The organism is Buchnera aphidicola (Artemisaphis artemisicola) (genome assembly GCF_005082365.1).
In the GTDB taxonomy this organism is placed as follows: Bacteria; Pseudomonadota; Gammaproteobacteria; order Enterobacterales; family Enterobacteriaceae; genus Buchnera; species Buchnera aphidicola_AR.
Genome location: NZ_CP034900.1, coordinates 201,966 through 225,184 on the forward strand (window position 1 = coordinate 201,966; position 23,219 = coordinate 225,184).

Annotated in this window: 17 protein-coding genes; 10 read left to right on the forward strand and 7 right to left on the reverse strand. The window is 24.7% G+C overall.

The genetic code is table 11. The features are described 5' to 3' along the window. Window positions 1-5: 5 nt before the first annotated feature. Window positions 6-1,097 (forward strand): redox-regulated ATPase YchF, encoded by a 1,092-nt coding sequence (gene ychF / locus D9V59_RS00950; protein WP_158364229.1) that lies wholly within the window; start codon window positions 6-8, stop codon window positions 1,095-1,097. 79 nt (window positions 1,098-1,176) lie between these two features. Here ychF and thrC read toward each other — a convergent pair whose 3' ends face one another. The 3 genes from thrC to thrA are packed head-to-tail and all read right to left on the reverse strand — an operon-like array spanning window position 1,177 to window position 5,868. Further along, a complete protein-coding gene (thrC, locus tag D9V59_RS00955) occupies window positions 1,177-2,466 on the reverse strand; it encodes a threonine synthase (RefSeq protein ID WP_158364231.1) in 1,290 nt (429 codons plus the stop codon). After that, window positions 2,453-3,400, reverse strand: coding sequence for a homoserine kinase (gene thrB / locus D9V59_RS00960; protein WP_158364233.1), 948 nt, complete (start codon window positions 3,398-3,400; stop codon window positions 2,453-2,455). Before thrB ends, thrC begins: the two co-directional genes overlap by 14 nt. Window positions 3,401-3,417: 17 nt before the next feature. After that, complete coding sequence (thrA, locus tag D9V59_RS00965; protein WP_158364235.1) at window positions 3,418-5,868, reverse strand: bifunctional aspartate kinase/homoserine dehydrogenase I; 2,451 nt, start codon at window positions 5,866-5,868, stop codon at window positions 3,418-3,420. A 524-nt stretch (window positions 5,869-6,392) separates the two neighbouring features. Between thrA and hpt the strand changes: the two genes are divergently transcribed. After that, complete coding sequence (gene hpt / locus D9V59_RS00970; protein ID WP_158364237.1) at window positions 6,393-6,929, forward strand: hypoxanthine phosphoribosyltransferase; 537 nt, start codon at window positions 6,393-6,395, stop codon at window positions 6,927-6,929. A gap of 6 nt (window positions 6,930-6,935) precedes the next feature. Here the strand turns inward: hpt and panC are convergent, their stop codons facing one another. From panC to dksA, 3 genes are all read right to left on the reverse strand, one after another. Further along, a complete protein-coding gene (panC, locus tag D9V59_RS00975) occupies window positions 6,936-7,790 on the reverse strand; it encodes a pantoate--beta-alanine ligase (RefSeq protein WP_158364239.1) in 855 nt (284 codons plus the stop codon). A 21-nt stretch (window positions 7,791-7,811) separates the two neighbouring features. Further along, window positions 7,812-8,603: a 3-methyl-2-oxobutanoate hydroxymethyltransferase gene (gene panB / locus D9V59_RS00980; RefSeq protein WP_158364241.1), complete on the reverse strand. Its 792-nt coding sequence runs from the start codon at window positions 8,601-8,603 to the stop codon at window positions 7,812-7,814. A 110-nt stretch (window positions 8,604-8,713) separates the two neighbouring features. Continuing rightward, window positions 8,714-9,169: an RNA polymerase-binding protein DksA gene (dksA, locus tag D9V59_RS00985; RefSeq protein ID WP_158364243.1), complete on the reverse strand. Its 456-nt coding sequence runs from the start codon at window positions 9,167-9,169 to the stop codon at window positions 8,714-8,716. Between the two features lie 270 nt (window positions 9,170-9,439). Here dksA and truA point away from each other — a divergent pair, with 270 nt between their 5' ends. From truA to D9V59_RS01005, 4 genes are all read left to right on the forward strand, one after another. Next, entirely contained in the window at window positions 9,440-10,240 is an 801-nt protein-coding gene (gene truA, locus D9V59_RS00990) for a tRNA pseudouridine(38-40) synthase TruA (protein WP_158364245.1), read from the forward strand. Window positions 10,241-10,395: 155 nt separating this feature from the next. Then, window positions 10,396-11,832 (forward strand): transglycosylase domain-containing protein, encoded by a 1,437-nt coding sequence (locus tag D9V59_RS03140; RefSeq protein WP_261979394.1) that lies wholly within the window; start codon window positions 10,396-10,398, stop codon window positions 11,830-11,832. An 883-nt stretch (window positions 11,833-12,715) separates the two neighbouring features. Further along, window positions 12,716-15,340, forward strand: a complete 2,625-nt coding sequence (secA, locus tag D9V59_RS01000; protein WP_158364247.1) for a preprotein translocase subunit SecA — start codon at window positions 12,716-12,718, stop codon at window positions 15,338-15,340. Between the two features lie 23 nt (window positions 15,341-15,363). Then, complete coding sequence (locus tag D9V59_RS01005) at window positions 15,364-15,756, forward strand: NUDIX domain-containing protein (protein WP_158364249.1); 393 nt, start codon at window positions 15,364-15,366, stop codon at window positions 15,754-15,756. 22 nt (window positions 15,757-15,778) lie between these two features. Here the strand turns inward: D9V59_RS01005 and coaE are convergent, their stop codons facing one another. Next, entirely contained in the window at window positions 15,779-16,432 is a 654-nt protein-coding gene (gene coaE / locus D9V59_RS01010; protein WP_158364251.1) for a dephospho-CoA kinase, read from the reverse strand. A 108-nt stretch (window positions 16,433-16,540) separates the two neighbouring features. On the opposite strand from coaE, the gene D9V59_RS01015 reads away from it, so the two are divergent. From D9V59_RS01015 to lpdA, 4 genes are all read left to right on the forward strand, one after another. Continuing rightward, a complete protein-coding gene (locus tag D9V59_RS01015; protein WP_158364253.1) occupies window positions 16,541-17,590 on the forward strand; it encodes a GMP reductase in 1,050 nt (349 codons plus the stop codon). A gap of 211 nt (window positions 17,591-17,801) precedes the next feature. Next, window positions 17,802-20,465 carry a pyruvate dehydrogenase (acetyl-transferring), homodimeric type gene (aceE, locus tag D9V59_RS01020; RefSeq protein WP_158364255.1) on the forward strand — a complete coding sequence of 888 codons (2,664 nt, stop codon included), beginning with the start codon at window positions 17,802-17,804 and terminating at the stop codon, window positions 20,463-20,465. A 15-nt stretch (window positions 20,466-20,480) separates the two neighbouring features. Next, complete coding sequence (locus D9V59_RS01025; RefSeq protein ID WP_261979396.1) at window positions 20,481-21,707, forward strand: 2-oxo acid dehydrogenase subunit E2; 1,227 nt, start codon at window positions 20,481-20,483, stop codon at window positions 21,705-21,707. A 60-nt stretch (window positions 21,708-21,767) separates the two neighbouring features. After that, entirely contained in the window at window positions 21,768-23,183 is a 1,416-nt protein-coding gene (gene lpdA / locus D9V59_RS01030; protein WP_158364257.1) for a dihydrolipoyl dehydrogenase, read from the forward strand. The last annotated feature ends 36 nt before the right edge of the window (window positions 23,184-23,219 follow it).

Consider the following 23,219-nt stretch of genomic DNA (forward strand, 5'->3'; position numbering starts at 1 on the left):
AAGATATGGGTTTTAAATGTGGAATTATAGGATTACCTAATGTTGGTAAATCTACTTTATTTAATATTTTAACTAAAGGAAATTCAGCAGTAGCGAATTTTCCTTTTTGCACTATTAAACCAAATATAGGAATAGTTGCAGTTGATGATTTACGTATTGATAATTTAGCTAAAATTGTTTCTCCTAAAAAAATTATACATGCATTTATAGAATTTATAGATATTGCAGGTTTAGTTAAAGGAGCTTCTAAAGGAGAAGGATTAGGTAATCAATTTTTAAGCAATATAAGAGATACAGATGCTGTAGTACATGTTGTTCGTTGTTTTAAAAATAATAATATCACTCATGTTTATAATGAAGTCAAACCTACTTCAGACATTGATATTATTAATACTGAACTTATATTATCTGATTTAGATATTTGTGAAAAAACTATATTGCAATTACAAAAAAAAACAAAAACAAAAAATTTTGAAGAAAAAGATCAAAAAATATATATTTTAAAAAAATGTATTAATCATTTAAAACAGTGTTTAATGTTAAAAACTCTTAATTTAAATATAGAAGAAGAAAAAATAATAAGTACTTTACGTTTTTTAACCTTAAAACCTACAATGTATGTAGCTAATATAAATGATGAGAAAGAATCTTATTTTTTTTTAGAAGAATTAAAAAAAGTTGCTGATAAAGACGGTTCTATAGTCATTCCAATTCATGCTAATCTAGAATTAGATTTAGTTAATATGAAATCTGAAGAACAAAAATCTTTTATGAAAGCTTTTAATATAAAAAAGCTAAGTTTTAATAGAATTGTTTCTGCTGGATATAAAATACTTAATTTAATAACTTTTTTTACTGTAGGAGTAAAAGAAATTCATGCTTGGGCTATTCCTAAAGGAAGCACTAGTCTTCAAGCTGCTCATAAAATACATAGTGATTTCAGTAAAGGTTTTATTAGAGCACAAATTATTAAATATTCAGATTTTATTAAATATAAAAGTGAGTCTAAAATTAAAGAAATAGGAAAATTTAGAACAGAAGGAAAAAGTTATTTTGTTCAAGATGGCGATATTATGCATTTTTTATTTCAAGTTTAAAAAATAATTGATTTTTAATAATTTATTATATATTATTTTTTAGAGAGGCAAATATTAATCGTCCTCTCTAACTTAAATTTTATCTTTCTAATAAAATTTCTTTTAATTTGCTAAAATTAGGATTAATATTATAAGATAACAATGGTAGGTTAATTCTTGTTTTTAGCTCATTAGGTAATGCAATATCATTTTTCAGTATTTCTTCTACGGTATTTTTAAATTTAGCTGGATGTGCGGTTCCTAAAAATAAGCCAAATTCATCTTCTTTTAATTGATCTTTTAATAATCGATATGCTATCGCAGCATGTGGTTCAGAAACATATCCTAATTTAAATAATTCTTTTAATGTATTTTGAGTAGAGTAATCTGATACACTACCAAATCTTAGTTCTTTTAAATTCCATTTTTTTCGATTAAATAATTCTTCTATTCGAGGCCAATTGTTAGGTTGACTAATATCCATAGCATTAGAAATTGTAGATACAGTTTTTTTTGGATTCCACATGCCATTTTTAAGAAATCTTGGAACTGTATCGTTAGCATTAGTACATGCTATAAATGATTTGATTGGTAAACCAAGAGACTTAGATAATAATCCAGCAGTTAAATTTCCAAAATTACCACATGGAACTGCTATTACTAGATTTTTTCTTTGTTGCTCTGAAATTAAAGAAAAAGCTTCAAAATAATAACAGATTTGTGCTAATAATCTGCTTATATTAATAGAATTAGCTGAATTTAATCCTATTGATTCTTTAAGAATTTTATCATTAAAAGCTTCTTTTACTAATTTTTGACAATCGTCAAAACTACCGTTAATTGATACAGTTTTAATATTTTTACCTAAAGTGCAGAATAATTTTTCTTGTAATTCACTAATTTTTCCTTTTGGATATAAAATAACTACTTTAACATTTTTCATATCATAAAATGCATGTGCTACTGCTGCACCTGTGTCACCTGATGTTGCAGTTAAGATAGTTACTGATTCATTTTTTTTATTAAACAATAATATCATTTGTGCCATAAAACGTGCACCAAAGTCTTTAAATGCTAAAGTTGGACCATGGAATAATTCGAAAGAATGTATATTATTTGTAATTTTGATTTTTAATGGATGTTTAAATGAAAATGCTTTTTTTACATGTTGGTATAATATTTCTTTAGGTATTTCATTATAAATAAATCTAGAAAGTATTTCAGTACTACGCGTGATAAAATCCATTTTTAATATTTTTGATAATTCAATAGGTGTAATTATAGGTAATTCTACAGGGAAAAATAATCCTTGTTCTCTACCTAATCCTAATTTTACAGCTGTTTCGAAATCTACTTGTTCACGATTATCTTTTAAGTTATAAAGTTTCATTATTAAATCCTATTTTACGTGCACCTTTTAAATCTAAAAAACAAATATGAACAAATCCACTTTTATTTTGTAAATAATTTTCTGTTAACCATAAAGATATTTTTTCAGCTATTTTTATATCATCAGAAACAGCGAAAATAGCAGGTCCTGAACCAGATATTCCAAAACTTATAGCTCCAATTTTTTTAATTTTTTTCTTAGCTTTTAAAAAATCAGGTAATAACTGAATGCGATATGGTTCCGCTATAACATCTTTCATTAATCGAGCTGCTAAATTAGGTTGCCTACTATATAAAGCATGAATAAAACCTGCTAGATAACGACTATTCTTAATGCAAATTTCTTTTTTATATTTTTTTGGTAGTATATTTCTTGCTTCTTCAGTAGAAACATTAATTCCTGGCCAAGCTATAATCCAAAACCAATTTTTAAAAATAGGAATTGTTTGACTTATTATTTCAGATTGTTCTAATATTAATTGCAATCCTCCAAGATAAGATGGAGCAACGTTATCATAGTGTATACTTCCTGATATTTCGCCTTCTATTTCTCCCATTAAAAATAATAATTCTTTTTTATTTAAAGGTTTTTTAAAAAATTCATTCATTGCAACTAAAGCTGCTACTACTGAGCAAGCACTAGAACCTAGTCCTGAACCAATAGGCATATTTTTTTCTAGAATAATAGAAACGGGAATATTTTTTTTTGTAATTTTACAAAATTTTAACCAACATTTCCAAATAATATTTTTTTCAGTATTTTTAGGTAATTTATTAGCAAAAATACCTTGGTTAATTAATTCAAATGTTTTTGATAATTTTATTGTGACCAAATCTCCTAATAAGGCGCCGTTTATAGGTCTAATTGCTGCACCTAAAATATCAAATCCAACTCCAACATTACCAATAGAAGCTGGTGCATAAATTTTAATCATTACTATGATCCTGACGTTTATGATAGTGTACGCAGTAAGTCGGAAAATACTCCAGACGCTGTAACATTATTTCCAGCACCATAACCTCTTAATACAAGAGGAATTGGTTGATAATAATTAGTATAAAACGCTAATGCATTTTCACCGTTTTTTACTTTATATAATGGATCATTAACATTTACTTCTTCCATTTTTATAAAACATTTTCCATTTTTTTCTATTGTTGCAATAAATCTTAATACATTTCCTATACTACGTGCTTTGTTAATTCTTTTTAAAAAATCTGAATCTAGTTCTTTTAATTTTAAAAAAAACATGTCAATATTTTGATATTTTTTAAAAATTTCTGGTAATAAGGGTTCAATGGCGATATCTTTGAGTTCTATATGATATCCAGATTCACGTGCTAAAATAAGCAACTTTCTAGCTACATCTATTCCGGATAAATCCTCAAAAGGATTTGGTTCAGTAAAACCCAGTTCTCTAGCTTCTTTAGTAGCTTCTGACAATAAAACGCCTTCTTCTAGTTTACCAAAAATAAAAGATAAAGAACCAGATAATATACCTTTAAAACGAATTAAGGTATCACCGGTTTTAAATAGATTTTGAAGGGTTTCTATAACTGGTAATCCAGCTCCAACATTAGTTTCGTAGAGAAATTTTTTATTTGTTTTAAAAACAGCATTTCTAATATTTTGATAGTAAGCCCATTCACTAGTATTAGCTTTTTTATTAGCAGCAACAACATGAAAATCATTGTGTAAAAAATTTATATATTGTTCTGCTAATACTTGATCAGATGTACAGTCAATAATTACTGCATTTGAAAAATTATTATTTTTTATTATTTTATTTAGTATCTTTAAATTAAATTTTTCAGATGAATTTTGAAAATCATCCTTCCAATGAGATAAACTCATTTTATTTTTTATAAAAAGTATTTTTTTAGAATTGGCAATAGCAATGATTCTAATTTCTATATTTTGTTTGTTTAAAAATTGTTTTTGTTTTAATATTTGATTAATTAGCGCACTTCCGATACCGCCTGTTCCTATTAAAAAAACATGAATAATTTTTTTGTTAGAAAACAATACATTATGAACGTTTTGAACCGCTTGTAAAATATTTTCTTTTTTAATAACAAGTGAAATAGAATGTTTTGAAGAACCTTGTGCAATAGCAAGAACATTAATTTTTGATGTTCCTAAAGCATAAAAAATTTTTGATGCAATATTATGTTTTATATAAATATCAGACCCAATCACCGATAAAATAGATAGATTATTCGTGATTTGAAAAGGATTTAATAATTTATCTTTTAACTCTAGTTGAAACTCTTTATTTAATAGAGATACCATCATATGGTATTGATATTCTAGAATACAAAAATTAATTTTATTTTCTGCAGATGATTGAGTTATCAATAATATCTTAATATCATGTCTTGATAGTATAGTAAATATACGTGAAATTATATTGTTTATATTTTTTATATAATATCCAGATATATTAAACATGATTATTTCATCAAGATGAGTAACACCTTTTAAAAAATTTTTTTCAGAATTATTTTTTTTGCATATTAATGTTCCAATTGATTCAATATCAGCTGCATTTTTAATAAAACATGGAATATTAAATTGAGAAATAGGCTCTATAGTACGAGGATGTAAAACTTTAGCTCCAAAATGAGACAATTCCATTGCTTCTTCATATGTTAGTGATTTTAATAAATAAGCATTCGGAACTTTTCTTGGATCACATGTAAAAACTCCGTCAACGTCGGTCCAAATTTCACAGCAATTTGCATTTAAACATGCTGCTAGAACTGCTGCAGAATAGTCAGATCCATTTCTCCCTAACACTACTAATTCTTTATCTTCATTTCCAGCAATAAAACCAGCCATTAAGATAATAGAATTTTTATTAAAATTTATATTATTAATGCGTTTTTTAGATTTATATATATCAACAGTACAATCTAAATAATTATTTCCTATAGATACAAAATTTTCTACAGGATTAATAATAGTAACATTATAATTTTTAGATTGTAAAATACTTTTCATTATGAAAACTGAAAGTATTTCTCCACGAGAAATTATGTTAGCACGAATATTATCTGGACATTGTTTTAATAATACAATTCCATGCACTATATTTTTTAAGTTATTAAATTCTTTTTTAATAATTTTTTCTATTTTTTGATAAGGAAAATTAGATTGTATATTAGAAAGATTATTTATTAATTCAATAAATATCGTTTCTGTAATATTTATGGTTTCTAAAATTTCATCATGCTTAATTTTTTTTTCTATAATTGTTACTAAATAATTAGTAATATTTGCAGGAGCAGAAAGTACTGTTGCAACTTGATCAGTTTTCATGTTTTTTTCTATAATACTTGCTACATATAGAAACTTTTCTGCATTAGCTAATGAAGTTCCGCCAAATTTTAATAATTTCATATTTTATAATTCCTTATATTTATGTCATAAAAAAACCCGCTTTAAGTATTATTATGAGCGAGTTTTTTTGAAAAAAGAATCTTAGCCCACATCATGACTAGTTATAATAATTAGAATAGCTATTCTAGTGAAGAGGCTATAATAGACATTAATACTTTTTATAAATGTATAAATTACTTTAATAAATCATATTAAAAATTTAAATATAACTTTTAATGAAAAATATTTTTTATTAGAATATTTTAAAGTAATAATTTTATTGATTTTATCATAAATTAGGTATATTTATTTTTATAAAAAATGATTATTATATTTTATAATAAAAAATTATTTTAAAATTTTTTATTGAATGAATTTTTATAACATAATGATCATCATCAGTGCAATAGTCAAAAAAATAAATGTTTTTTTAATTATATGTTAAAAATGTATTTTTTTAACTATACTGTATATCTTTAATAAAGATTAATATATTTTAAAAAATTTTAATATCATTTTATTCACATAAAAATTTAAATCATATTATGAAGCATGCTATTGAAGTTATTATTTCTGAAGAAGCACTCAATATCCGTATTCGAGAATTAGGTCAAGAAATTACTCAAAAATATAAAAACAGTAAAAATAAAATGATATTAATTGCTCTATTACGTGGTTCTTTTATTTTTATAGCAGATTTATGTCGTAGAATTAATATTCAACATGAAGTAGATTTTATGACTACTTCTAGTTATGGACGTGGCATGATCTCTAGTGGAGATGTAAAAATTATAAAAGATTTAGATGTAGATATTTATGATAAAAACGTTTTAATTGTAGAAGATATTATTGATTCAGGACAAACTTTAAGCAAAGTATTAGGTATACTCAAATTAAGAAATCCAAAATCTTTGTCAATTTGTACTCTTTTAGATAAACCAGAATGTCGTGAAGTTAATATTAATGTTGATTTTATAGGATTTTCTATTTATGAAAATTTTTTTATAGTAGGTTATGGTATCGATTATGCTCAATCTTATCGTTATTTACCATATATAGGAAAGGTAATCTTAAAAAAATAATATATTTTAACGAAAAAAAATTTTTTTATTATCAATTAAACGGGTTTTACCTAACCATGCAGATGCTAAAAGAATTATTGTTTTACTTTTTTTTGTTGGAGTCATAAGTGTTTTATAATCATATATATTAAAAAGATCAATAGAGAATCCTTTTTTTATTAATAAATTTTTAGATAAATTAATCACTTTTTCTATTTCATGATTGTCTTTTGTAATTATTTTTTTGCAGGTTTTTTTGATGATTTTATATAAATAAGGTGCTACTTTTATTTCACGAATGCTTAAATTATTATTTCTGGAACTTAAAGCTAGTCCATTTTTTAATCGTACTGTGGGTATGCTAATTATTTTTATCATATAATTCAACTCTTTTATGAGTGTTTTTATTATTAAAAGTTGTTGATAGTCTTTTTCTCCAAAAAAAGAATAATCTGGTTGTATCAAATTAAATAGTTTAGAAACAATTGTTGTAACACCTCTAAAATGTCCAGGTCTTGATTGACCTTCTAAAATATTAGATAGTTTTGGGACTTCAACAAATGTATGATTTTTTATATCATTTGAATAAATATCATCAATGTTAGGAAAAAAAAGAATATCTACATTATATTTTTTTAATATCATGCAATCTTCTTGAAAAGTTTTAGGATAATCTTTTAAATCAAATGAATTATTAAATTGCATGGGATTAATAAAAATACTTACAATAATAATATCAGTATATTTTTGAGCTGATAAAATTAATTTAATATGACCATAATGTAAATTTCCCATTGTAGGTATCAATCCTATTTTTTTATTTGTTTTTTTAATATGTGTTATTTTTTTTCTTAAAATATTAACTTTTTTAATTATATACACTATGACTCCAAAATGAGCAATTTAGAAACTATGTTTTATATTAGGAAAAACATTTGTTTGCACTTCTTGTATGTATTTCTTAACTGCTTCTTGAATACTGTTACTTTCAGCAAGAAAGTTTTTTGCGAAAGTAGGAGTATTTTCTTCTGTTATTCCTAATAAATCTTGCATTACAAGAATTTGTCCATCAGTATATTTTCCTGCACCTATTCCAATAACTGGAATAGATAAATTTTCTGTTATTTTTTTTGCTATTTTTTTTGGAATACATTCTAATACAAGCATTTTAATTCCAGCTTCTTCTAAAACAAATGCTTCATCTATTAATTTATTTGCGTCATGTTTGTTTTTCCCTTGAATTTTATAACCGCTAAAATAATTAAAAGATTGTGGTGTTAACCCTATATGCCCACATACTAATATTAATCTACTAGATAATTCTTTAATAATTTCAGTTAACCATCTTCCACCTTCTATTTTAATCATATTCGCACCACATCTCATAATTTTTGCTGTATTACTAAGAGCTTGTTTAGTTTCATAATAGGACATAAAAGGTAAATCAGATATTAAAAAAGTATTTGGAGCTCCTTTTCTAACAGCTTTTGTATGATATTCAATATCTTTAATTTTTACTGATAATGTTGAACTATTCCCTTGTATAGTCATTCCTAGAGAATCACCTACTAGTATAACTGGAATTCCTTGATTAGAAAATAATTTAGCAAAACTAAAGTCATAAGCTGTAATAGCTGCAAATTTATATTGGTTTATTTTCCAATTATTCAACTGAGAAATAGTAATGCATTTCATATTTTCTCCATATAATAAAGTTATTACTTTAATATATAAAACTTAAAAGGATACTCGAATCTATTTAAAATTTTATCGAATATCCTTTGATAATTTTTTAAGTTAAAAAACTAACCAGTCATTTGTTTTTTTCTAATCTCTGCTAATGTTTTACAATCAATACAAAGATTAGCTGTAGGTCGAGCTTCTAAACGACGAATACCAATTTCAACATTGCAAGAATTACAATAACCAAATTTTTTTTCTTTAATATTTTTTAATGTCATTTCAATTTTTTTTATTAATTTTCGGCTACGATCACGATTTCTTAATTCTAAACTAAATTCTTCTTCTTGTGCTGCCCTATCAATAGGATCTGGAAAATTAGTAGATTCTTCTTGCATATAAAGGAAGGTATAGTTAATTTCGTTTTTTAATTGATTTTTCCAAGTTTCAAGTATTTTATGAAAATGTAACATTTGATTTTGATTCATATATTTTTCATCTATTTTTTTTTGATAAGGTTTTAATCCTGCAATAGAAAGAACATTTAAAGATGAAGTTTTTTTATTTTTTTCTTTATTCATATATTTCTCCAATAAGAATGTTTTTAAAATTAAATATAAACAAAAATAATAAATAAAGAATATATATGTAATTTTTTATAGATAAATATTTTATTAAAAAGATTATATTAATATTTTTTATTCTATAGTTAATGAAATTATTATAATAAACAATTTTAACATAAACTATAATTAAATATATTTTTATATAATGATAGATAAAAATATATTTATATGAAAATATAATTCAATTATTTTAAATTAAAATTTACATAGGATTGTAATTAAATAATGCAAAAAAATTTTATAAAAATAGCTTTAGGAATTGAATATGATGGAAGTTTTTATCATGGATGGCAAAGTCAAAAAATAGTACCTAGTATTCAAGAAGAAATAGAAAAAGCATTATCTGTTATTGCTAATCATAAAATTAATATAATATGTGCAGGAAGAACTGATACTGGAGTACATAGTATAGGACAAGTTGTACATTTTAAAACTAGAGCAGTGCGTAGAATATCATCTTGGATAATAGGAACAAATACTTATTTATCTGATTATATTTCTGTTATGTGGGCAAAAGAAGTACCAGAATACTTTCATGCTCGTTATAGTGCTATCACACGTTCTTATCGTTATGTAATATATAATAATAGTATTCGTTCTTCTATATTTTATAATAAAACAAATCATATTTATAAAGAACTAGATGTTAATAAAATGCACTCTGAAGCTCAATTTTTATTAGGTGAACATAATTTCACATCATTTAGAGCTCTTAGCTGTCAGTCTTTATCACCTTGTAGGAAAATTATAAAATTAAATGTTTTTCGTTTTAAAAGTTTGGTAATAATTGATATTATGGCAAATTCTTTTTTACATCATATGGTTCGAAATATTGTTGGATCATTAATTGAAATTGGAATTTCTAAGAAAAAAAAATTTTGGATACAAGAATTATTACAAAAAAAAAACAGACGTTATGCAGGAGCAACTGCTCCAGCAAAAGGTTTATATTTAATAAATGTAGAATATCCTTTATATTTTAATTTACCTAAATCAAGATATGATGATTTTTTGAAAAAATTATAAATATTATTTCTTTGCTACTTTTATTTTGATTATTATTAATAGAAATTACTAGGATTATTCATGTATATAAATATAAAAAAAAAATTTTATTGTTGAAAATATTTTTTTTAATATTAATTTTTATTATTTTTTACGGGATATATTTGTACATCAAGATGACCCGATTAATTAATGGAAAAATATGGATTTTCCCTCTTTCAATATATGGACGCATAATAAATTTAAAACCAGGTGATTTGTATTCTCAGAAAAAAATATTAAATTTTTTAAAAAAAAGGATGTATAAAAAAGTAAAAAAAACAATGTTACCAGGAGAATTTAGTATAAAGAATAACACTATTGATTTTATTAGACGTTCTTTCGATTTTCCTGATATTAGAGAAAGTGAATTTTATATACGATTATATTTTAAACAGAACAAATTAATAAAAATTAAAAATATTGAAAATAATCACAATTTTAATTTTTTTCGTTTAGATCCTAAATTAATTGCAATTTTAAAATCTCCTCAAGGAAAAAAACGTATATTTATTTCTCGTAATAAATATCCAGAAATTTTAGTAAAAACGTTATTAGCAACAGAAGATAAATATTTTTATAAACATTACGGTATCAATTTATCTTCTATGGGTAGAGCATTTTTAACAAATATTATAGCTGGTCGTATAATTCAAGGTGGTAGTACTCTTACTCAGCAATTAGTAAAAAATCTTTTTTTAACTAACACTCGCTCAATTTTGAGAAAAATAAATGAAGTATACATGGCATTGATTTTAGATTTTTTTTATACGAAAGATAGAATTTTAGAATTATATTTAAATGAAGTTTATTTAGGACAAGATCGTAATGAACAAATTCGAGGATTTCCACTTGCAAGTATTTATTATTTTGGTCGACCAATAGATGAATTAAATTTAGAACAATATGCTTTATTAGTTGGCATGGTAAAAGGAGCTTCTTTGTATAATCCTTGGGAAAACCCTATTATTACATTAAAAAGAAGAAATTTAGTTTTATTTTCATTATATACTCAAAAATATATTACAAAAAAAATATATAAAGATATTTCTAAACGTCCATTAAATGTTCAATCTAAAAGTCACGCTATCATTCCTGATCCTAATTTTACGCAACTTGTTTGTAAAGAATTTAAGAGAAAAATTAATAGTAGCATAGATAATTTTCAGGTTATGAAAATATTTACTACTTTTCATTCTATGTCTCAAAATTCACTAGAAAAATCTGTAAGATTAAGAATTTCTATATTAAAAAAACAAAAAAAAATAAAAAATTTAGAAGTAACTATGATAGTTATAGATAGATTTACTCGGGAAATAAAAACTCTTATTGGCAGTTCTCAAATTCAATTTAATATTTATAATTGTGCTTTAAAAAATCGTCGTTCCATTGAATCTTTATCTAAATTAATAATATATTTAACTAGTTTGTTACAACCAAATAAATACAATCTAAATATTTATATTACTGATCTGCGTATTTCAATTAAATTAGATAATCGAAATTATTGGACCCTGCATAATAATGATTATCGTTATAAAAGAAAATTTATTAGATGCTTTAATTCCAATTAATTAATATACCAACAGCTAATCTAAGTATAGATATAAGATTTAAAAAATTACTTGACAGTTGATTTTATTTAAGAGTTTCTGAAAGTCAACTTACTCCATTCTTATCTAAATCTTTAAGATCTATTAATTTAACACCTATTGAAGTAGTATAAATATTTCAAATTATTGCTAATAGTAGTAATAAGTTATTATTTTCATCAAAAAAATCAGTTATATCGCACGATAGAAAGGTACACTATTAAAGTGTATCTTAATTAAAACATATAATTTTAGATAAAACTTCTTATTTAAAATTATATGTAATATAAAAAATTGTCATCAATGAAATAGCGAAATTATTAGGAAAAATTTTTAAAAATTTTTCTTTAGTTGGAAAAATCCGAAATACAACTAATTTAGTTAATAATTGGTTTGTAAGAATTGATAGAAAAAATTGTAATTACTTGCATAAGAAGAGATGATAATAGAACGATAAGATTATATATGGTACTTCTAATGCTGTAAAAATTTATTAAAAATATCTTGAATATCAGATTTTTATAAAATTAACATTAAATGTTCTAAAAGATATTAATATATTTTATATAAGTTAATTAGAAAAATTATTTTACGAAAAAAAATGATAAAAATAATAGACTTATACTATTAAGGTTTATAAAAAATAAAAGTATTTCTAATGATACTAATGCAGTATTATTCAATTTAAAGAAATTAAAAAATAAAAAATTCTTTATTATAATTAAATAATTTTCGTATTAATATTTATATATTTATATTTAATATTAATTTAATATAAATTATATATAACAATATTTAATCAATTACTTTAATAAAAAATTTTAAACATTATTTAATGTAAAATTTTAAATATGAGAATTATAGCATGCTAATTAAATTTTTAAATAAAATATTTGGTAATCGCAATGATCGTATTTTAAAAAAGTTTAACAAAATAGTATTTTCTATTAATGAATTAGAAAAAAAATTTGAAAAATTATCTGATAAAAATTTAAAAGAACAAACAAAAATTTTTCGTCTTAGATTAAGAAATGGTGAAACTTTAGATAATTTGTTGCCCGAAGCTTTTGCTGTTGTAAGAGAAGCAAGTAAACGTGTATTCAGTATGCGTCATTTTGACGTACAAATTCTTGGAGGAATAGTTTTAAATAAACAATGTATTGCAGAAATGCGAACAGGTGAAGGGAAAACTTTAACATCTACATTGCCATCTTATTTAAACGCTCTCAGTGGAAGAGGTGTGCATATAGTAACTATGAATGAATATTTAGCTAATAGAGATGCTAAAAAAAATACATTATTATTTGAATTTCTTGGTTTAACAGTAGGCTTGAACTTATCTGAAATGTCTTATATTGATAAAAGAAATGCTTATTTGTCTGATATTACATATGGTACAAACAATGAATTTGGTTTTGATTATTTACGTGATAACATGGTTACATCTGCTAAAGAACGTGTACAGAGAGAATTACATTATGCATTAGTAGATGAAGTAGATTCAATTCTTATTGATGAAGCTAGAACTCCTTTAATTATTTCTGGACCTTCAGACGATAGTTCTAAACTATATAAAGAAATTGATAAAATTGTGCCTTTTTTAATTTCTCAAGATAAAGAAGATTCAGATTTTTTTAGTGGAAAAGGTCATTTTTCTATTGATGAAAAATCTAAACAAGTATATTTAACAGAACGAGGTTTGATAGAAGTTGAGAAAATATTGCTTAATAAAAAATTTATGAATGTAGGAGAATCTTTATATTCTTCTAATAATATAATATTAATGCATCATATTTTATCCGCACTTCGTGCTCATAAATTATTTATTAAGGATGTAGATTATCTTGTAAAAGACAATGATGTTATCATCGTTGATGAACATACCGGTCGAACTATGCCAGGACGCAGATGGTCGGATGGATTGCATCAAGCAATAGAAGCTAAAGAAAACGTACCAATAAAAAATGAAAATCAAACATTAGCATCTATTACTTTTCAAAATTATTTTCGTTTATATCAAAAGATAGCTGGTATGACAGGTACTGCAGCAACAGAATCGTTTGAATTTGATTCTATTTATAATCTTGATACTATTGTAATTCCAACTAATAAACCGATGATTCGTAAAGATATGTCTGATTTAGTCTATATTACTAAAAAAGAAAAATTTAATGCTATTATTAAAGATATACAAAATTGTATAAAATTAAATAAACCTGTTTTAGTTGGTACTGTTTCTATTGAAAAATCAGAAATTATCTCAAAAAAATTAACTATTTTAAATATCAAACATAAAGTTTTAAATGCTAAATTTCATGCTAAAGAAGCTGAAATTATAGCTCAAGCAGGAAAACTTGGATCTGTTACAATTGCTACTAACATGGCTGGTCGGGGAACAGATATAGTACTTGGTGGTAATTTAGAAGTAGAATTAAATCGATATTCAAATTTAAGTTCAAAAGAATTAGAAAAAATTAAAAAAAAATGGAAAGACGAACACGATTTAGTTGTTTCTTTAGGAGGTTTACATATAATTGGTACTGAACGTCATGAATCACGTCGTATCGATAATCAATTAAGAGGACGTTCTGGTCGTCAAGGAGATAGTGGTTCATCACAATTTTATCTCTCAATGGAAGATTCTTTGATGAGAATTTTTGCATCTGATAAAATTATTCATATAATGAAGAAACTAGGATTGTCTTCAAATAAAGCAATAGAACATCCTTGGGTCACAAAAGCCATAGAAAATGCTCAAAAAAAAGTAGAAAGTCGAAATTTTGATATTAGAAAACAATTATTAGAATATGATGATGTAATGAATGAACAACGTCGAGCAATTTATTTTCAACGTAATAAAATAATTGATTCAAAAGATATTAAAATAATAATTGAAGAAATATTAAAAGATGTTTTAATAAAAGTGATTATTGTCTATATACCTAATGGTGCAGCGAAAAAAAAATGGAATATTATTAATTTAGAAAAGAAATTAAATCTTGATTTTCATTTATGCGTACCATTTTCTGACTGGTTAGATACAGAACCTGAATTAAATGATAAACAGCTTACAAAAAAAATTATTAAATTTGCAGAAATTAATTACAAAAATAAAGAATATTTAATTGGTTCAAATAATATGCGTATGATAGAAAAATCTATTATGTTAGAAACATTAGATTCTCTTTGGAAAGAACATTTATCATCTATAGATTATTTAAGACAAGGAATTCATTTAAGAGGTTATGCGCAAAAAGATCCTAAACAAGAATATAAAAGAGAGTCTTTTAATATGTTTTCTAACATGTTAGAAGAACTGAAATATGAAGTTATTTCATTTCTTAGTAAAATTAATTTATCTTATGCAAAAAAATATATATATTTTAATTCTAGTTTCAAATCTATATCTAGAAATACTAAAGTAAGTCGTAATCAACCTTGTGTTTGCGGTTCTGGGAAAAAATATAAACATTGTCATGGAAGTTTATAGAACATAACTTTGGAAAAGTTATAATGAATGATAAGGTAGCGATTGGTATTCTTATAAAAAATAATCAAGTATATATTACTAAAGGAAAATATAAACAGAATATATGGGAGTTTCCAGGTGGAAAACTGAAAAAAGATGAAAATATAATACATGCATTAAAAAGAGAAATTTTAGAAGAAGTGGGAATTATAGTTTTAGAATCTGTTTTTTATCAACGTATAAAGTATATTCGTTGCAAAAAAAAAATAACATTGTATTTTTTTTTCATAATAAAATGGAAAGGTGAACCTTATAGTAGAGAAGGATATTTTTATATTTGGAAATCCATGCGTAATTTAAAATCTTCTCATTTTCCACCTGCAAACTCAAAAATTATAGCTTTCCTTAAAAAAGCATCTGTTTTAGAAATATTTTAAAGTAAATTAAATATAAAATATATTAATAAAATTTTGTTAGATAATTTTTTTTAATATTCTTGTTTTTTTCATTTTTAAAATTTTTTGCTAAGTATGAATAAAATTTATTAAAATAACAAACATATATATTTATTTTTTTTATTTCTTTTACATTAGAAATAATGTCATCTGATAGAGAAATTCTTTGTTTTCTAGTTGCTTGTAATGAAATAATTTTTTTAGCATCTTGAATGCTGATTGTATCTCTAGTTACTATACGTTTAATTTGATTTTTTACACTTGTATCAATTAAAAGAATACGATTTGCTCGTTTTTCTAGTTTTTTTTCAATCAGTAATGGTGTTACCCAGATACACCAAGAAGATTTTATTAATTTGATTTGATTTTTAGTTTCTTGATAAACTTTAGGATGTAATAAATTTTCTAACCATATACGATAGTTTTTATTGCTAAATATATATTCTCGAAGTAATAGTCTATTGATAGATTGATCTAAATTCAATATTTTTTTTCCAAATTTTTTTGTAATAGAATAAAATATTTGAACATCATACTTAATTATTTTTTTAGTAATAACATCAGAATCAATAATATTAATACCTATTTTTTCAAAACGATTAGAGACGGTAGTTTTTCCACTACCAATACCACCAGTAAGTGCTACAATATAAGTCATATTTTTTATTTTATAGTGCTTATTTATTAATTTTTTAATTGAATATAAAATGCTATTTTAAAAAATTTTTATCTTCGTATTTTATATTTAAAATAGGATAATAATTTTATGAGAATTGAAGAAGATATTAAATTAGGTTTTAAAGATGTATTAATTAGACCAAAACGTTCTACTTTAAAAAGTCGTTCTCAAGTTGATCTTATTCGTCGTTTTTCTTTTAAATATTCTTCTAGTTTTTGGTCGGGTATTCCTATTATCGCTGCAAATATGGATACAATAGGAACATTTTCAATGGTACGATCTTTATCAAAATTTAACATTCTTACAGCAGTTCATAAATATTATTCCTTGCAAGAATGGGAAAAATTTATCAATTCTTCTTCTAAAGATGTATTAAATCATATAATTGTATCAATGGGAATCTCTAATGCAGATTTTTTAAAGATTAAAAAAATTTTTTTACTATCTTCAGAAATAAAATATATTTGCATTGATGTCGCAAATGGTTATTCTGAACATATGGTATCTTTTGTAAAATTAGTAAGAAATTTTTTTTCAGATAAAATTATTTGTGCTGGTAATGTTGTGACTGGAGAAATGGTTGAAGAATTAATACTTGCTGGAGCAGATATAGTTAAAGTTGGCATTGGACCAGGTTCAGTATGTACAACAAGAGTTAAAACTGGAGTTGGATACCCTCAACTTTCTGCTATTATAGAGTGTTCTGATGCAGCTCATGGATTAGACGGTCAAATTATTAGTGATGGAGGATGTACTGTTTCTGGAGATATTGCTAAAGCTTTTGGGGGAGGAGCAGATTTCGTTATGTTAGGAGGGATGCTTTCAGGTCATAATGAATGTTCAGGAGATATTATAGAAGAAAAATCGAAAAAATATATGTTGTTTTATGGAATGAGTTCTATTGTTGCAATGAATCGTCACTCTGGTGAAATAGCAGGATATCGTGCATCAGAAGGAAAAGTTGCTAAAATACCTTTTCGTGGAAGTGTCGATGTTACTATACGTGATATTTTAGGAGGTTTACGTTCTTCTTGTACTTATGTAGGAGCCCAAAAATTGAAAGAATTAACTAAAAGAACTACATTTATACGTGTTAGTGAACAAGAAAATTCTATTTTTAACATGTTTAAAGAATAGAAAATATTTTATATTTAATTCTTATAAAATCAATAAAATTAATTATGTAAATATTTAATTTTATTGATTTTTTTTAAATATTTATTATATAAGTTGTATTGTACTGCAATATATAAAATTTATTGTTTAAAACTAACGTACTATAAAAATTTTTACAGATTAAATATTAATTTAACCATTAAATATCTATAATATATAAGGAATTTATACCATGTCAGAACATTTATATGATGACGTGGATCCAATTGAAACAAGTGATTGGATACAAGCTATTGAATCTGTCATTCATCAAGAAGGTATTGAAAGAGCTCGTTTTTTAATTGAAAAAGTTTTAAAAAAATCTAAACTTAATAAAGTAGAATTTTTTAGATCTTTCTTTACTAGTGATTATATTAATACTATTTGCAGTGAAGATGAAGTTGAATATCCTGGAAATCTAATTTTAGAAAAACGTATACGTTCAGCAATTCGTTGGAATGCCATTATGATGGTATTACGTGCATCAAAAAAAAATTTAGAATTAGGAGGTCATTTATCATCTTTTCAATCATCTGCAACTATATATGAAGTATGTTTTAATCATTTTTTTCGATCTAAAAATAATAAAGATGGAGGAGATTTAGTTTATTTTCAAGGTCATATCTCTCCAGGCATTTATGCTAGATCTTTTCTAGAAGGACGATTATCAGAAAATCAAGTTAATAATTTTAGACAAGAAGTTGATGGAAAAGGTTTGTCTTCTTATCCTCATCCTAAATTAATGCCAAATTTTTGGCAATTTCCTACTGTATCTATGGGACTTGGACCACTTTGTTCTATTTATCAAGCTAAATTTTTAAAATATTTACAACATAGAGAGTTAAAAAATACTTCAAATCAAGTTGTTTACGCTTTTTTAGGAGATGGTGAGATGGATGAGCCAGAATCTAAAGGTGCTATTTCTGTAGCTGTTCGTGAACAATTAGATAATTTAATATTTATTATCAACTGTAATTTACAAAGATTAGATGGTCCAGTAATAGGTAATGGAAAAATTATTAATGAATTAGAAAGTTTTTTTTATGGTGCAGGATGGAAAGTTATAAAAGTTATTTGGGGAAGTCGATGGGACTGTTTATTAAAAAAAGATAAAAGCGGTAAATTAGTTCAGTTAATGAATGAAACCGTTGATGGTGATTATCAAAATTTAAAATCTAAAGATGGTGCATATGTTCGAAAATATTTTTTTGGAAAATATAAAGAAACACTTGAATTAGTTAAACATATGACAGACGAAGAAATATGGCAATTAAACAGAGGAGGACATGATCCTAAAAAAATGTTTAATGCTTTAAAAAAAGCAAAAGATACAAAAAATAAACCTACAGTCATTTTAGCGCATACTGTTAAAGGCTATGGAATGGGGACTTCTGCGGAAGGTAAAAATATTGCTCATCAAATAAAAAAAATAAATATTGATGGCATTAAATATATTCGAAATCGTTTCAATATTCCAATATTAGATGATGATATAAATCAATTACCATATATTACTTTTGACAAACATTCTGAAGAATATTCCTATATACATTCTCAAAGAAAAAAATTAGGAGGATATATTCCTTTTCGTTTATCTAATTTTACTGCTCAATTAATTTTACCAGAACTGATAGATTTTAAATCACTATTAGGAGAACAAAATAAAGATATTTCTACAACTATGGCTTTTGTGCGTGTTTTAAATATTATTTTAAAAAATAATTGCATAAAAAATTTAATAGTCCCTATTATTGCTGATGAAGCACGAACCTTTGGTATGGAAGGATTATTTAGAAAAATTGGAATTTATAATTCTAGAGGTCAAAAGTACATTCCTCAAGATCGTGAACAATTAGCATATTATAAAGAAGCAAGAAATGGTCAAATATTACAAGAAGGCATTAATGAATTAGGTGCAGCTGCATCTTGGTTGGCTGCTGCTACTTCTTATAGTACTAATAATTTTCCAATGATTCCCTTTTATATTTATTATTCAATATTTGGTTTTCAAAGGATAGGGGATCTATTTTGGGCGGCTGGTGATCAGCAAGCAAGAGGTTTCTTGATTGGAGGAACTTCAGGAAGAACAACATTAAATGGTGAAGGATTACAACATGAAGATGGACATAGTCATATACAATCTTTAACAGTTCCTAACTGTATTTCTTATGATCCTTCTTTTGCTTATGAGATTGCCGTAATCATACAAAATGGATTAAAACGTATGTACGGACCTACTCAAGAAAATATATATTATTATATTACTACAATTAATGAAAACTATCATATGCCAGCTATGCCTGAAGGTGTAGAAGAAGGAATTTGTAAAGGGATATATAAATTAAAAACTTTAAACGGTAATAAATTAAAAGTTCAATTATTAGGTTCAGGTGCAATTTTACGTTCTGTTTGTGAGGCTGCAGAAATTTTATTAAAAGATTATTTTATTACAACAGATATATATAGTGTTACTTCTTTTACAGAACTATCTAGAAATGGAGAAGATTGTGAAAGATGGAACATGTTAAATCCTAATAAAGAAAATAAAATAGCATATATAAAACAAGTAATGAATAATAGTCCTGCTGTTGCAGCTACAGATTACATGAAGTTATTTGCGGAACAAATTCGTCGTTATATTCCATCAAAAGAATATTACGTATTAGGAACAGATGGTTTTGGACGTTCAGATAGTCGCAATAAATTACGTGATCATTTTGAAGTAAGTGCATGTTATATCGTTGTAGCTGCTTTAAGTTTATTAGCTAAACTAGATAATATTGATAAGCAAATAGTAGAAGATGCAATTATTAAATTTAATATTAATCCTGAAAAAATTAATCCGCGCTTAGCTTGAGGAGTAAAAATAAAAGTGGATATTGAAGTAAAAATGCCTGATGTTGGTTTAGATGAAGTAGAAGTAATAGAAATATTAGTAAAAGTTCATGATCAAGTGGATTTAGAACAGGGACTAATAACTATAGAAGGAGATAAAGCGTCTATGGAAATACCATCTCCTATATCAGGTATAGTAAAAAAGATTTATGTAAAAATTGGTGATAAAATTAAATTATCTACTCCTATCATGATTTTAAAAAAAAATGATCTGAATAATGATACAAAAGAGACAAATATAAACTCTTTTAAAAAAGAAGAAAAGAATTCAAATGATATTAATGAAATTTTAAACAATAATTATAAAAAAAATATTTTTGTTCATGCTACTCCAGTAATCAGGCGTTTAGCGCGAAATTTAAATATTGATTTACAAAAAGTATTTGGTACTGGTCGTAAAAATAGAATTTTAAAAGATGATATAGAAAAATATTATAACATTTCTAAAGCTAATATTCCGGAAGATAATAATAGAATTAATTTAAATATTTTAAAAAATAGAAAAACAGAAGAAATTGAATTAGGTTCTCTACAAAAAAATATTGGTGATAATCTTCATAAAAATTGGATTAATATTCCTCATGTTACACAGTTTGATGAAGTAAATATTACTATTTTAGAAGAATTTCGTAAAAAATATAATTCTGAAAATAAAAATTCAAAACAAGTAAATAATAATATTACAATTTTAGTTTTCGTAATCAAAGTCGTTGCTCATGCATTAGAAAAATTTCCTATTTTTAATAGTTCTTTAAATATAGATAATAAAAAAATTATTTTTAAAAAATATATTAACATAGGAGTTGCTGTAGATGTAAATAATGGTTTATTAGTTCCTGTATTAAGAGATGTCAATAAAAAAAATATCGAACAATTATCTTATGAACTTATGTGTTTATCAGAAAAAGCAAGAAGAAAAACATTAAATACATCTGAAATGACAGAAGGTTGTTTTACAATATCTAATTTAGGAAAAATTGGAGGTGGTTGGTTTTCTCCTATAATTAATGCACCTGAAGTAGCTATTCTTGGTATTTCTAGATCTCAAATCAAACCATTTTGGAATGGAAAAGAATTTATTCCATCTTTAATGCTCCCATTATCTTTATCTTATGATCATCGTGTAATTAATGGAGCTGATGCAGCACGTTTTATTACATTTATTAACAAGTTATTATCTGATATTCATTTTTTAATTATGTAATGTTTATTTTTTAATAAAAAATAATATTTTATTAAAATTTATTATATAAGAGGTTATATAATGTGTCAAAAGATTTATGCACAAGTAGTAATTATTGGATCAGGTCCATCTGGTTATTCTGCAGCTTTTCGTTGTGCGGATTTAGGTTTAGATACTGTTTTAATAGAACGTTATGATAAATTAGGAGGCGTTTGCTTAAATGTTGGATGCATTCCTTCAAAATCCTTACTTCACATAGCAAAAGTTATAAAAGAAGCAAAAGAATTAAATATAGCAGGTGTTTCATATAATAAACCAGTTATTAATATTGATAAAATTAAAGATTGGAAAAATAGTATTATCAATAAATTAACTAGTGGTTTATCTAGTATGAGAGAAAGAAGGAAGGTAAGATTTTTTCAAGGAAATGCTATTTTTAATACTGACAAAAGTCTTATAGTTGAAAATCAAAAAGATAAATTTATCATTTTTTTTGATAATGCAATCATTGCAACTGGTTCTAAACCAATTAAAATTCCTTCAATATCTTATAATGATGAAAGAATTTGGGATTCAACTGATGCTTTGTCATTAAAAATGATACCAAATCGTTTTTTAATTATAGGAAGTGGAATTATTGGTTTAGAAATGGCAACAGTATATAGTGCTTTAGGTTCTAAAGTAGACGTAATTGACCGATTTAAACATTTTATGCCTATGTTAGACAAGGATGTTTCAGATGTATATATAAAATCTATTAATCAAAGATTTAATTTAATGTTAAATACTTATGTAGAAAATATTGAATCAGCAAAAAATGAATTAATAGTACATATGATTAAAGATAATCTTGATAAAAAAAACAAATATTATGATGCTGTTTTAGTAGCAATAGGAAGAAAACCTAACATTACTTCATTGGGATTAGAAAAAATAGGATTAAAAATAAACCATTTAGGTTTTATTCAAGTAAACAATCAATTAAGAACTAATATTTCTCATATTTATGCTGTTGGTGATGTAACTGGAGCTCCTATGTTGGCTCATAAAGGAGTTCATGAAGCACATATTGCAGCAGAAGTTATATCTGGTAAAAATCATTATTTCGAGCCGCAAGTTATTCCATCAATAGCTTATACTGAACCAGAAATTGCATGGGTAGGATTGAACGAAAAGGAATCTAAAAATAAAAAAATAGATTATGAAGTTGCTATTTTTCCTTGGAGTGCTTCTGGTAGGGCTATTGCCTCTAATTGTACAGTAGGTATAACAAAATTACTTTTTAATAAAAGTAATAATAAAATTATTGGCGGTTCTATTGTAGGATCAAATGCTGGAGAGTTAATTGGAGAAATTGGACTGGCAGTAGAAATGGGATGTGATGCTGAAGATATTGCACTGACTATTCATGCTCATCCTACTTTATATGAATCAATTGGATTATCTGCTGAAATTTTTCAAGGAACTGTAACCGATTTATTAAATGTAAAAAAATAATGTATTTTAATTTTTTTAAAATTTTCATTTAAACTC

What these genes read in the sequence shown, in the direction of transcription:
- dksA (WP_158364243.1), bottom strand. Translation starts at nt 9,169, where the DNA reads ATGAATAAAGAAAAAAATAAAAAAACTTCATCTTTAAATGTTCTTTCT.
- D9V59_RS01005 (WP_158364249.1), top strand. Translation starts at nt 15,364, where the DNA reads ATGAATGATAAGGTAGCGATTGGTATTCTTATAAAAAATAATCAAGTA.
- secA (WP_158364247.1), top strand. Translation starts at nt 12,716, where the DNA reads ATGCTAATTAAATTTTTAAATAAAATATTTGGTAATCGCAATGATCGT.
- truA (WP_158364245.1), top strand. Translation starts at nt 9,440, where the DNA reads ATGCAAAAAAATTTTATAAAAATAGCTTTAGGAATTGAATATGATGGA.
- D9V59_RS03140 (WP_261979394.1), top strand. Translation starts at nt 10,396, where the DNA reads ATGACCCGATTAATTAATGGAAAAATATGGATTTTCCCTCTTTCAATA.
- thrC (WP_158364231.1), bottom strand. Translation starts at nt 2,466, where the DNA reads ATGAAACTTTATAACTTAAAAGATAATCGTGAACAAGTAGATTTCGAA.
- ychF (WP_158364229.1), top strand. Translation starts at nt 6, where the DNA reads ATGGGTTTTAAATGTGGAATTATAGGATTACCTAATGTTGGTAAATCT.
- lpdA (WP_158364257.1), top strand. Translation starts at nt 21,768, where the DNA reads ATGTGTCAAAAGATTTATGCACAAGTAGTAATTATTGGATCAGGTCCA.
- thrB (WP_158364233.1), bottom strand. Translation starts at nt 3,400, where the DNA reads ATGATTAAAATTTATGCACCAGCTTCTATTGGTAATGTTGGAGTTGGA.
- coaE (WP_158364251.1), bottom strand. Translation starts at nt 16,432, where the DNA reads ATGACTTATATTGTAGCACTTACTGGTGGTATTGGTAGTGGAAAAACT.
- thrA (WP_158364235.1), bottom strand. Translation starts at nt 5,868, where the DNA reads ATGAAATTATTAAAATTTGGCGGAACTTCATTAGCTAATGCAGAAAAG.
- aceE (WP_158364255.1), top strand. Translation starts at nt 17,802, where the DNA reads ATGTCAGAACATTTATATGATGACGTGGATCCAATTGAAACAAGTGAT.
- D9V59_RS01015 (WP_158364253.1), top strand. Translation starts at nt 16,541, where the DNA reads ATGAGAATTGAAGAAGATATTAAATTAGGTTTTAAAGATGTATTAATT.
- hpt (WP_158364237.1), top strand. Translation starts at nt 6,393, where the DNA reads ATGAAGCATGCTATTGAAGTTATTATTTCTGAAGAAGCACTCAATATC.
- panB (WP_158364241.1), bottom strand. Translation starts at nt 8,603, where the DNA reads ATGAAATGCATTACTATTTCTCAGTTGAATAATTGGAAAATAAACCAA.